The sequence below is a fragment of the Nonomuraea sp. NPDC048881 genome (assembly GCF_040649795.1).
GTDB lineage: Bacteria > Actinomycetota > Actinomycetes > Streptosporangiales > Streptosporangiaceae > Nonomuraea.
Window position 1 is genome coordinate 18,328 of the sequence record NZ_JBEZGC010000028.1, and the last position, 12,195, is coordinate 30,522.

General features: G+C 72.3%; 10 protein-coding genes. All 10 read left to right on the forward strand.

Translation table 11 applies throughout. The annotated features are described in order from the left end of the window. The first annotated feature begins 58 nt into the window (after positions 1-58). Genes AB0C33_RS47350 through AB0C33_RS47395 form a run of 10 tightly spaced genes read left to right on the forward strand, consistent with a single transcriptional unit; the run spans position 59 to position 12,114 of the window. On the forward strand, positions 59-2,008 hold the full coding sequence (locus AB0C33_RS47350) for a hypothetical protein (protein ID WP_358301153.1): 1,950 nt from the start codon (positions 59-61) through the stop codon (positions 2,006-2,008). A gap of 12 nt (positions 2,009-2,020) precedes the next feature. Next, positions 2,021-4,087, forward strand: coding sequence for a hypothetical protein (locus AB0C33_RS47355; protein WP_358301156.1), 2,067 nt, complete (start codon positions 2,021-2,023; stop codon positions 4,085-4,087). After that, entirely contained in the window at positions 4,088-5,308 is a 1,221-nt protein-coding gene (locus AB0C33_RS47360) for a Gfo/Idh/MocA family oxidoreductase (protein WP_358301159.1), read from the forward strand. A gap of 12 nt (positions 5,309-5,320) precedes the next feature. Continuing rightward, positions 5,321-6,544 (forward strand): sugar ABC transporter substrate-binding protein, encoded by a 1,224-nt coding sequence (locus tag AB0C33_RS47365; protein WP_358301162.1) that lies wholly within the window; start codon positions 5,321-5,323, stop codon positions 6,542-6,544. Then, a complete protein-coding gene (locus AB0C33_RS47370; protein ID WP_344207378.1) occupies positions 6,544-7,398 on the forward strand; it encodes a sugar ABC transporter permease in 855 nt (284 codons plus the stop codon). The genes AB0C33_RS47365 and AB0C33_RS47370 overlap by 1 nt, the downstream gene beginning before the upstream one ends. Continuing rightward, entirely contained in the window at positions 7,395-8,240 is an 846-nt protein-coding gene (locus AB0C33_RS47375) for a carbohydrate ABC transporter permease (RefSeq protein ID WP_358301166.1), read from the forward strand. The genes AB0C33_RS47370 and AB0C33_RS47375 overlap by 4 nt, the downstream gene beginning before the upstream one ends. Then, on the forward strand, positions 8,240-9,262 hold the full coding sequence (locus tag AB0C33_RS47380) for an NAD-dependent epimerase/dehydratase family protein (protein WP_358301169.1): 1,023 nt from the start codon (positions 8,240-8,242) through the stop codon (positions 9,260-9,262). Before AB0C33_RS47375 ends, AB0C33_RS47380 begins: the two co-directional genes overlap by 1 nt. Beyond that, positions 9,262-10,302: a dihydrodipicolinate synthase family protein gene (locus AB0C33_RS47385; RefSeq protein ID WP_358301172.1), complete on the forward strand. Its 1,041-nt coding sequence runs from the start codon at positions 9,262-9,264 to the stop codon at positions 10,300-10,302. The genes AB0C33_RS47380 and AB0C33_RS47385 overlap by 1 nt, the downstream gene beginning before the upstream one ends. Further along, entirely contained in the window at positions 10,286-11,260 is a 975-nt protein-coding gene (locus tag AB0C33_RS47390) for a hydroxyacid dehydrogenase (RefSeq protein ID WP_358301175.1), read from the forward strand. The genes AB0C33_RS47385 and AB0C33_RS47390 overlap by 17 nt, the downstream gene beginning before the upstream one ends. Continuing rightward, complete coding sequence (locus AB0C33_RS47395) at positions 11,257-12,114, forward strand: GNAT family N-acetyltransferase (RefSeq protein ID WP_358301178.1); 858 nt, start codon at positions 11,257-11,259, stop codon at positions 12,112-12,114. Before AB0C33_RS47390 ends, AB0C33_RS47395 begins: the two co-directional genes overlap by 4 nt. Positions 12,115-12,195: the final 81 nt, after the last annotated feature.

Here is a 12,195-nt window from a genome sequence, read left to right on the forward strand (position 1 = left end):
GCCCGCCTTCGCACGTCGCCCGGCCTTCCCATCACCCCGCTCCCGAAGGCCTCCCCCCATGAACCATGTAGCCGACGTCGCGCGCCTTCTCGCGCTCGACGCCTCCCGACTCGCCGACGGCACGCTGCTGCGTGTCGCGGGCTATCACCGCGCCGGTGACGGCGGCGGCAAGCTCGTCCGCTGGGACGCCGCCTCAACCACGCCCGCCAACGGCGGCACCGTGCTCGGCTCCGCGCCCAAGGGCCGCTGGATCCAGCTGCACGACGGCTGCCTCGACTTCCGCGCCTTCGGCGTCTTCGACGACAAGACCCCCGCCGACGACGCCCTGGAGGCCATGGTCGGCGACCCCGCCGTCTCCAGGATCGAGGCCCACACCGACCTCAACTTCGTCAAGCGCCACACCTTCCGGCGCTCCGGCCTGGTGCTCGACTTCGGCGGCCACACCATGACCACCGCCGGCATCGAGAAGAACTCCCACGACAACCCCTTCGGCGCGGTCCTGTTCTTCCAGGGCGAGCGGACCGGGACCACCGTCACCGGCACGCTCACGGCCACGCTCCCCGACCTGGCCGACGTCTTCGAGGTCGACTCCCGGCAGTTCCAGGTCGGCCAGTGGTGGGCCGTGCAGGTCGACGCGCTGGCCGGCACGTACGAACGCGAGCTCCAGCGCCTGGTCCAGATCACCCAGGTCGTCGACGGCCGGCACGTCCGGGTCAACTACAAGAACGGCTGGGAGCTGGCCGCCGGCCGTACGCTGACCTGGACGCTGGTCCGGCCGGTCGAGCGCGTGCACGTGCGCGACCTGCGCTTCGAGGCGGCCCCGGGCGGCGACGAGTACACCGGCTCGCACCCGATCGCCTACGAGTACGCCGTCCACTGCGACGTCGAGGACGTGCACGCCACCGGCAGCTTCTGGCCGGTGATCATGCGACGCTGGTGCACCCACTTCCGCACCGAGCGCTGCAGCCTGAAGAACCCCCCGACCGTCATGTACGGCGGAGCCGGCTACCTGACCCAGCAGATCTACTGCCTGTACGGCCACGTCGCCGACTGCACCACCTCCAACGTCCGCCATCTCAACGACTTCACCGCCAGCGCCTACTGCACGGTCGAGAACTGCCACGGCGACGGCGACGACGAGGGCGGCAACCCCTTCACCACCCACGGCCAGTACGAGCACGACCTGGTCTTCACCGGCAACTCCGGCCTCATGGACATCGCCAACAGCGGCGCACTCTGGGGCACCAGCGCCAAGCGCATCACCGTGCGCAAGCACCTGTGCTCGTGGTTCGTCGCCGGAACGAAGATCACCGACCTGACGCTGGAGGACGTCCGGGTGATCCCGCGCTCGACGTTCGACCCGGCGGGAACGCTCCAGGTGAACGCCGACGGCCTGCACATGCGCGGCTGCTCGGCCAGGACGGTCGCGATCGGCCAGCGGTCCAACCGCTCCGGCCGGCCCAACGTCATCGAGGGCTGCTCCTTCGAGCTGCCGAAGGACCAGGTGCTGGTGCAGACGCCGGTGAGCAACGCGCTGCACTTCAAGGAGTGCGCCATCACCGGTCTCGACGGCGCCACCCTGCGCGGCTCCGGCCCCTTGCGCTTCACCGGCTGCGTCCTGAGCGGAGCGGGCAAGGTCTCGGTGGGCTCGGCGGACGTCGTGATCAGCGGCGGCCGGCTCGACGGCGTGCGCGTCGAGCTGAGCGCCGTGCGCGACCAGCGGCTGCGCCTGGAGGGCGTCACGCTGGAGAACGCCTCGCTCGGCCGGGCCGCCGGTCCGGGCGTCCTGACCTGGGAACTGGCCGCCTGCACGGCCACCGGCACCCGCGTCGAGCAGGCCACCGGCGACAACCGCTGGCGCGCCACCGGCTCCCGGTTCACCGGCGGCCGGCTCGACCTGACCGCCACCACCGTCCTGGTGCACACCGGCTGCACCGAGGAGGGCGTCGAGCGCGCCTTCCCGCCCGCCGGCCCCCGCGTCCTCATCGCCGACACCCTCGCACTGTAAGGAACCACCCCCATGGAACGTCGTGACATCCTGCGCGTCACCGGTTTAGCGGCTGTCGGCACCGTCCTGATGGCCAAGCCCGCGCTCGCCGAGCCGGACAAGAAGCCCAAGGACGAGGTGCAGGCGGTCGCCACCGTGGCCGAGCTGCTCGCCTTCGAGGCCGCCAAACTGGCGGACGGCACGCTGGCGCAGGTCGCGGGCTATCTCAAGCCGGGCGACGGCGGCGGCAAGCTCGTCCGCTGGGACGCCGCCGCCACCGCGCCCGCCAACGGCGGCACCGTGCTGGGTTCCGCGCCCAAGGGTCGCTGGATCCAGCTGCACGACGGCTGCCTCGACTTCCGCGCCTTCGGCGTCTTCGACGACAAGACCCCCGCCGACGACGCTCTGGAGGCCATGGTCGGCGACCCCGCCGTCTTCAGGATCGAGGCCCACACCGACCTCAACTTCGTCAAGCGCCACAAGTTCCAGCGCTCGAACCTGGTGCTCGACTTCGGCGGCCACACGATGCGCACCGTCGGCATCGAGAAGGCGGGCCAGGACGACCCGTTCGCGGCGGTGATGTTCTTCCGCGGCAAGGTCACCGCCACCACGGTCAGCCACAAGCTGAGCGCCCCGGTGCCCGACCTGTCGGACGTCTTCGAGGTCGCCGACTCCGCCGCCTTCAAGGTCGGGCAGTGGTGGAGCGCCGAGGTCAACGCGCTGTCCGGCCGCTGGGAGCGCGAGCTGCAGAAGCTGGTCGAGGTCACCCAGATCGTCGACGGCACGCACATCCGGGTCAACTACAAGAACGGCTGGGAGCTGGCCGCCGGCCGCACGATCACCTGGACCCTGGTCGAGCCGGTCGAGCGCGTGCACGTGCGCAACCTGCGCTTCGAGGGCGTCGCGAACGGCGACCAGTACACCGGCTCGCACCCGCTGGCCTACGAGTACGCCGTCCACTGCGACGTCGAGGGCATCCACGGCACGGGCACGTTCTGGCCGCTGATCATGCGGCGCTGGGCCACCCACTTCCGCACCGAACGCTGCACGCTGAAGAACCCCGCCAGCGTGACCTGGGGCGGGGCGGGCTACCTGACCCAGCAGATCTACTGCCTGTACGGCCACGTCCGCGACTGCCACACGGCCAACGCCCGGCACCTGAACGACTTCACCGCCAGCGCCTACTGCTACGTGGAGAACTGCCACGGCGACGGCGACGACCAGGGCCCGTTCGTCACCCACGGCCAGTACGAGCACGACCTGACCTACACCGGCAACTCCGGCCTGATGACCTTCGCCAACTCCGGCGCGGCCTGGGGCTCGGCGGCCAAGCGCATCACGGTGCGCAAGCACGTCTGCTCGTGGTTCGTGGCCCGGGTGAAGGTCACCGACCTGACGCTGGAGGACCTCCAGGTCATCGGCAAGCCGTCGCTGGAGGGCTCGGGCATGATCTGGGTCAACGCCGACGGCGTGCAGATGCGCGGCTGCTCGGCCAGCCACACGCTGATCGTCTCCCAGCAGTCGAAGGTGTCGCGGCGGCCCAACCTGATCGAGGGCTGCGTCTTCAACGTCCCGGCCAAGAGCGAGATCGTCCAGGCGAACGTGACCGCGCCGCTGCACGTCAGCCGCACCACCTTCCACGGCCTGAACGGCAACGCCTTCAACGGCGCGGACCTGCGCCTGTCCGGCTCGACGCTGAACGGCGCCGAGGGCGCGGCCCCGCTGGTCCTGGCCGGTTCGGTGGCGCTGACCGGCTGCACGGTGAAGAACGTGGGCCTGGCCGCCGCCGGCAAGGCCGACCAGCGCATCCGCCTCGACGGCGGCACCGAGCTGGCCGAGGCCGGGCTGTCGCGGGTGGAGGCCGCCGGGCTGGTCTCCTGGCAGCTGGCTGGGGTCCGCAGCCAGAACGCCGGAGCCCACGTCCAGCTCGACGCCGGCCGGAACCGCTACGCGGCGACCGGCTGCCAGTTCGGCGGCGGCCGTCTGTCGATCAAGGCCTTCGAGGTGGTCCAGCACACGGGCAACGTCGAGGAGGGCGTCGCCAGGGAGCTGCCGGCTGACGGCCCGAAAGTCCTCACATCAGGAAATCTGGTGATTTAGGTGCGAAAAATAACGCTGGCGGTCGCGGGAGCGGGCAACCGGGGGCAGACCTACGCCTCCTGGATCGCCGCGCACCCCGATCGCGCGGAGCTGGTCGCCGTGGCCGACCCCGACCCCGCCCGCCGGGCCAAGCTGGCCGGCCCCGGCGTGCGCGAGTTCGGCGACTGGCGCGACCTGCTGCGCGAGCGGGTGGCCGACGCCGTCGTCCTGGCCACCCAGGACCGCCTGCACGTCGAGCCCGCCATCGCCCTGGCGCGGGCGGGCTACGCGCTGCTCGTCGAGAAGCCCATGGCGCCGACCGAGGAGGAGTGCCGCGAGATCGTCTCGGCCGTCGGCGAGACCGGCGTGCTGCTCGCCGTCTGCCACGTGCTGCGCTACACGCCCTACACCGCGCTGGTGAAGGAGACCGTGGACAGCGGCGTGCTCGGCGAGGTCATGAGCGTCGAGCACCTGGAGCCGGTCGGCTGGTGGCACCAGGCGCACTCCTACGTGCGCGGCCCCTGGCGCAGCGAGCGCCTGGCCAGCCCGATGCTGCTGGCCAAGTCCTCCCACGACCTCGACTGGCTGACCTACGTCACCGGGCTCAGGATCGAGCAGGTCGCCAGCTTCGGCTCGCTCGGCCACTTCAGGCCCGAGCGGCGCCCGGAGCAGGCCGCCGACCGCTGCCTCGACTGCGTCCTGGAGCCCCGGTGCCCGTACTCGGCTCCCCGGCTGTACCTGGACCGCGGCTACGACTGGCCGACCAGCGTCCTCGGCGAGAACGAGGAGCAGGTCATGGACGCCCTGCGCACCGGCCCGTACGGCAGGTGCGTCTACGCCTGCGACAACGACGTGGTCGACCACCAGGTGCTCGCCATGCAGCTGACCGGCGGCGCGACCGCGACCTTCACCATGACCGCCTTCACCGAGCAGACCCACCGCCAGACCAGGATCTTCGGCACCCACGGACGGCTGATCGGGGACGGCGAGTCGGTCGAGGTCCTCGACTTCCGCGACGGCCGCAGCAGCCGCCGCAACGTCACCGAGACCGGCTCGAACGCCGGCGACGGCCACGGCGGCGGCGACGACGGCGTGATGGACGCCTTCGTCACCGCGCTGGCCACCGGCGACCCCGCACACGTGCGCTCGGGCCCCACCGAGTCGCTCCACAGCCACCTCGCGGTCTTCGCCGCCGAGAAGGCCCGGCACAGCGGCACGGTCGTCACCGTGCCCGCATTCTAGGAAGGAACCATCATGCGACTGCGCGCGCTGGCCGCCGCTGCGGCCGCCCTCGGCACGCTGACCGCCTGCGGCGGCGGCTCCGGAGGCGACGAGAAGCAGACCGTGACCATGTGGATCTACCCGAACATCGCCGACCAGCCCAAGCACCAGGCGTTCTGGGACGAGCAGACCAAGGCGTTCGAGGCGGCCAACCCGAACATCGACGTCAAGGTCGAGATCTACCCGTGGGCCAAGCGCGACGAGGCGCTGTCCACGGCGATCGCCGGCAACAAGGCGCCCGACGTGGTCTACCTCACCCCCGACCAGCTCCCCAAGTACGCCAGGACGCTGGAGCCGGTGGACGCCTACCTCGCCGACAAGGCCGACTACCGGGACAACGCCCTGAAGTCGGTCACCATCGACGGCAAGGTCATGGGCGCGCCGATCCTCATGTCGGCCAACCCGCTGGTCTGCAACCAGAAGGCGTTCGACGCCGCCGGCGTCACCGAGTTCCCCAAGACCTGGGACGACGTGCTCGCCCTGGCCCCGAAGTTCAAGGCCAAGGACGTCGACGTCACCAACTACTGGGCCGACCCCGCCGCCACCCTCAACCAGTCGTTCTACCCGCTGCTGTGGCAGGCGGGCGGCGACGTGTTCAGCCCCGACGGCAAGTCGGCGGCCTTCGGCGGCGCCGAGGGCGTCAAGGCGCTGACCTTCCTGAAGAAGCTGGCCGACGGCGGCTACGTGGAGAAGGACCTGCTGACCGGGCTGCCCAAGTTCGAGCAGACCAGGACCGCGCAGAACAAGGTGGCCTGCACCTGGCAGCAGCTGCCCGCCGACGTCGAGTCGTTCTGGGGCAAGGAGAACATCAAGGTCCTGCCGCCGCTGACCGACGCCAAGCAGGTCGCCTACGGCACGGTCGGCTCGCTGGCCCTGCTCAAGGCGTCCGACCACAAGGAGGCGGCGGGCAAGTGGATCGGCTTCGCCACCGGCGCCGCCCCGAGCAAGGCCTACGACCTGGCCTCGGGCTACTTCTCCCCGCGCAAATCCACCGGCTCGCTGTACGCGGCCGACCCGGTGCAGGCCGAGGTGGAGAAGGCGCTCGACCTGACCACGGCCGGGCCGCTGCACGAGAAGGCGCGTGACGTGATGGGCGTCCTGGCTCCCGAGATCCAGGCCGCGCTGATCGGCAAGAAGACGCCCGAGCAGGCGCTCGCCGACGCGGCCAAGGCCGCGGACGCGCTGCTGGGTGGCTGATGGCGGCGATCGACGTCAGGCGGTGGGAGGCGCGGACCGGACTGCTGTTCGTCCTGCCGTGCCTCCTGCTCTTCCTGCTGTTCCGGTTCGGCCCGTCCGTCGCGGGGGTGCTGCTGGGGTTCTTCGACTCCTCCATCGGCGCCAGCCCGGAGTGGACCGGCGTGGACAACTACCGGCGGATGGCCGCCGACCCCGTCTTCTGGGAGTCGCTGCGCATCACGCTGATCTACACGATCCTGTACGTGCCGGCGTCGATGGCCGCCTCGGTGGGCATGGCGCTGCTGGTGCGCCGCGCCTTCCGGGGGGCGGCCTTCTTCCGCTCGGTCTTCTTCCTGCCCGTCGTCACCAGCCTGGTCCTGGCCGGGACGGTCTTCACCTGGCTGTTCTCCTCCGAGGGGCCGATCACCAAGCTCACCGGACAGTCCTGGCTGGCCTCCACCACGCTGGTCATCCCGGCCCTGGTGATCGTCTCGGTCTGGTCCAGGTTCGGGTACGGCATGCTGATCGTCCTGGCCCGGCTGCAGGACCTGCCGCGGGAGCTGGAGGAGGCGGCGCTCACCGACGGCGCCTCCACCTGGCAGCGGTTCCGCTACATCGTGGCCCCGCAGCTGCGCCCCGCGCTGTTCTTCGTCGCCGTGATCGAGACGACGAACTCCTTCCAGGTGTTCGACCTGGTCTACGTGATGACCGGCGGCGGCCCGGCGCACGGCAGCTTCACGCTGGTCATGGCCCTGTACGAGCAGGCGTTCAAGAACTTCGACTTCGGCTACGCCAGCGCCATCGGCGTCGCGCTGTTCGTCATGACCCTCGTGGTCGCGCTGGTCCAGCGCCTGATGATCGGGAGGTCGAAGTGACGACATACCGCCCGTACAAGGCGCTGGAGCCGACCAGGGGCGGGAAGGTGGCCAGGTTCGTCCTGCTGGCCGTCGCCACGCCGGTCACGCTGTTCCCGTTCTACGCGATGGTCGTGCTGTCGCTGAAGCCGGGCACGGCCGTGACGTTCCCGGAGAGCATGCTGCCCTGGCCGGTCGACTTCAGCGCCTACGGCGAGGTGCTGGGCGGCCGCGACCTGGTCACCTGGACGGTCAACACGCTCATCTACTCCGTGGTCAGCGTGGTGGCCGTGCTGCTGCTGGCCTCGCTGGCCGGATACGCCTTCGCCAAGAAACGGTTCCCCGGCCGCGAGCCCATGTTCTGGTCGTTCCTGGCCATGGTCATGGTGCCCTACCACGTGACGCTCATCCCGACCTTCATGCTCATCGCCGAGCTGGGCGGGGTGGACACGTACTGGGGGCTGATCCTGCCGACGCTCGCCAACGCGCAGGCCGTCTTCCTCATGCGGCAGTTCATCATGGGCCTGCCGGACGAGCTGTTCGAGGCGGCCCGGCTCGACGGCGCCTCCGAATGGCGGATCTTCATCAGGATCGTCCTGCCGTTGTGCAAGCCGATCCTGGCCACGCTGGGCGTCTTCGTCTTCCTGTGGCACTGGAACGACCTGCTCTGGCCGCTCATCATCGGCGGCGGCGCCGACATGCGCACCCTGACCGTGGGCATCGCCTCCCTGCAGACGGAGAACGTCCCGCTCAGCGTCGTGCTGGCCGGGGCCACGGTCGCGTTCGTACCGATCTTCGCCGCCTACCTGGTCGGCCAGCGTTATTTCACCGAAGGAGTCACGATGTCGGGGATCAAGGGTTGATGTTCACCTCCGTCGACGATCTGGAAGAGCACCTCACCCGCCCGTCCGCGTCGCTCGTCGCCGACCTCGCCGCCGGCTCCGGCGACCTGGTCGTGCTGGGCGCCGGGGGCAAGATGGGGCCCACGTTGTGCCGCCTGGCCCGGCGCGGCCTGGACGCCGCCGGTCGCGGCGCCGACCGCGTCTTCGCCGTCTCCCGGTGGTCCGACCGCGCGGCGGCCGGCGCCCTCGCCGGGCACGGCGTGGACGTCGTCCCCTTCGACCTGCTCGACGGCGACCTGGGCACGCTGCCCGACGCCGCGGACGTGGTCTTCATGGTCGGGGCGAAGTTCGGCACGTCCGCCGCGCCGTACCTAGCCTGGGTCGTCAACGCGGCCCTGCCCGCCCGCGTCGCCGAGCGGTACGGCGGTGCGCGCGTCGCGGCGCTGTCCACGGGCAACGTCTACCCGCTGGTGCCCCTGTCCTCCGGCGGGAGCGTCGAGGGCGACCCGGTCGGGCCGGTGGGCGAGTACGCGATGAGCTGCCTCGGCCGCGAGCGCGTCTTCGAGCACGCGGCCGCCGCCCGCGGCACGGCCGTGACGATCGTCCGCCTCAACTACGCCGTGGACCTGCGGTACGGCGTGCTGGCCGACATCGGGCAGCGGGTGCTGTCCGGCGCTCCGGTGGACGTGACGACCGGGCACGTCAACGTGGTCTGGCAGGGCTACGCCAACGAGGTCGTGCTGCGCTCGCTGGCCCACGCGACGGCGGGCACGCCGTTCACGCTGAACCTGACCGGCCCCGAGACCGCCTCGGTGCGCCGGGTGGCCGCCGCCTTCGGCGCGCGCCTCGGCACGCCGGTGTCCTTCGAGGGCGCGGAGGCCGCGACGGCGCTGCTGAACGACGCCACACTGTGCCACCGCCTGTTCGGCTACCCGAACGTGCCGCTGGGCACGCTGGTCGACTGGCAGGCCGACTGGCTGGCCGCCGGGCTGCCGACGTCGGGCAAGCCCACCAAGTTCGCCGTACGAGACGGGAGATTCTGATGCCCACGCCGAATCCCGCGCTGTCGCGCCTGCGGGCGGGGACCGTCATCCCCGCCCACCCGCTGGCGCTCACCGCGGACCGGACGCTGGACGAGCGCCGCCAGGCCGCGCTCACCCGGTACTACCTGGCGGCGGGGGCCGGCGGCCTGGCCGTGGGCGTGCACACGACCCAGTTCGCGATCCGCGGGGCCGGGCTGCTGGAGCCGGTCCTCCGGCTGGCCGCCGACGTCGCCCGTGAGTCCGCCCGCGAGTCCGCCCGTGAATCCGCCCGTGAGTCCGCTCGGGAGCGGCCGGTGCTGGTCGCCGGGGCGTGCGGGCCGACCGCGCAGGCGGTGGCCGAGGCCGAGCTGGCCGCCTCGCTCGGGTACGACGCCGTGCTGCTCTCGCCGGTGGTGCCCGGCGCCTCCGAGGACGACCTGCTGGCGCGGGCGCGGGCCGTGGGCGAGGTGCTGCCGGTCGTCGGCTTCTACCTCCAGGCGGCGATCGGCGGGCCGGTGTTGTCGCGCGGCTTCTGGCGGGCCCTGGCCGACCAGCCCTCCACGGTCGCGGTGAAGGTGGCGGCGTTCGACCGCTACCGCTCGCTGGACGTGGCGCACGGCGTGGCCGCCTCCGACCGGGCCGACCAGGTCGCCCTCTACACGGGCAACGACGACCACATCATCGGCGACCTGCTGGCCGAGCTGCCCGGCGGCCTGCGCTTCGCCGGCGGGCTGCTCGGCCAGTGGGCGGTGTGGACGCGGGCTGCGGTGGAGATGGTCGAGGGCCTGCGCGACGACCCGGCGCGGTGGTGGGGCCGGGCCACGGCGCTCACCGACGCCAACGCCGCCGTCTTCGACAGCGCCAACGCCTTCGCCGGCTGCATCGCCGGCGTGCACGAGGTGCTGCGCAGGCAGGGCCTGCTGGCCGGCACCTGGTGCCTCGACCCGGACGAGGGCCTCTCCCCCGGCCAGGCCGAGGAGCTGACCCGGGTCGGCGCCGCCTACCCGTGGCTGACCGACGACGACTTCGTGGCGGAGCACCGCGATGCCTGGCTCGGCTGACTCCGCCGTGCGCGTCCTGGTCAGCGTCCCGCCGCCGCTGCGCGCGCAGTTCTTCCCCGACCCCGCCGCGCTGCTGGCCCTGGGGGACGTGCGGCTGCTCGACGACCACCGCGCGCTGCCCGAGGCGCTGCCCGGCACCGAGGTGCTGGTGACCTCCTGGGGGGTGCCGCCGCTGACCGCCGAGCTGCTCGACCGGGCGCCGGGGCTGCGGCTGGTCGCGCACACCGGAGCGACGGTCAAGCCGTTCGTCACCGGCGAGCTGTGGGCGCGGGGCGTCCGGGTGACGCAGGCGGGCGCGGCCATGGCCCGGTCGGTGGCCGAGGTGGCGCTGACGTTCACGCTGGCGCTGCTGCACCAGGTGCACCGCTTCGACCACGCCCTGCGCGGCGGCCGGCCGTGGGAGGCGGCCGAGCGGGCGCCGGCCAGGCGGGAGATCCTCGGCTGCCCGATCGGCGTCATCGGCGCCTCCAGGACCGGCCGGGCCTACCTCGACCTCGTCCGCGCGCTCGGCGCCGAGGTCACCGTCGCCGACCCCTACCACGAGGGCGCCGTGGAGCTGGACGAGCTGCTGTCCACCAGCCGGATCGTGGCCGTGCACGCCCCTGCGCTGCCGGAGACGCGCCACCTGCTCGGGGCGCGGGAGCTGGCGCTGATGCCCGACGGCGCCGGGCTGGTCAACACCGCCAGGTCGTGGCTGGTGGACGAGGCCGCCCTGCTGGCCGAGCTGCGTTCGGGACGGCTGGACGCGGCGATCGACGTCTTCGACGAGGAGCCGCTGCCGGTCGGGCACCCGTTCCGCGCGCTGCCGAACGTGCTGCTCACCCCGCACCAGGCGGCCGGCACCGATTCGGGGCGGGCCCGTCAGGGCCGGGTGGTGGTCGAGGAGATCGCCCGGTACGCCGGTGGCCTCCCGCTGGCGCACGAGGTGACGCCGGAGCTGCTGGGGAGGATGGGATGACGTCCCTGCGCACCGCCCGTCCGGGCGACCGGGAGGCGCTCTACGCGCTGTGGGCCGCCTGCTTCGACGCCCCGCACGTGGTGCCCCTGTACGAGACCGACCCCGGCCGGTACGGCCGGACGTTCGTGACCGGCGACGTGTCGGCCTGCGTGTACTACCTGCCGCGCCGGCTGCACGACGGCCTGGGCGGCGAGGTGCGGGCGGGCGGCGTGGCCAACGTCGCCGCCCATCCGTCGGTCCGCGGGCGCGGGCACGTCCGGCGGCTGCTGGCGCTGGCGGCCGAGGCGATGGCGGCCGACGGCTGCGCCTGGTCGTTGCTGTTCACCGGCACGCCGGGGGTCTACAAGGACTGGACCGGCTTCGAGCTGCGGACGGTGTCCGGCCCGTTGCGCCGGACCGGCCCGGCCGGGCGGGGGCTGCGCAGGATCCCGGCCGGCGAGGCGGCGGTGCTGCGGGAGGTGTACGAGCGGCACAACGCGCGGCGTCCGCTGACCGCCGTGCGCGACGAGGCGCACTGGCGGGACCGGCTGCCGATCTGGTACGGCGACCCGGTCGAGCTGCTGGCCGGGGACGCCGGGTACGCCGCCGTGCGCTGGGACGGCGGCGTCCTCGACGTGCTGGAGGTGGCCGGAGACCTGCCCGGGGTGCTCTCCGCGCTGGCCGCCGAGGCGGCGGTCCGGGGCGTCCGTACCGGCAGGGCCAGGCTGACCTGGGACGAGCCGGCCCTGCCGCACCTGTTCGCGAGCGTCGTCCGGGAGCGGGACCGCACGGGGATGGCCCGCGCGATCCTGGGCGACCCGGGCCCCGTGGTGGGCGCGGAGAACGCCGCCCACTGGCCGGCGGACTACTTCTGACAGCTACACCTCTCCGGGCAGACATCGGATGAATCTCCGTGCAACTCTTGCCGAGAGAACAAAGATCGGGCTACCTTTCCT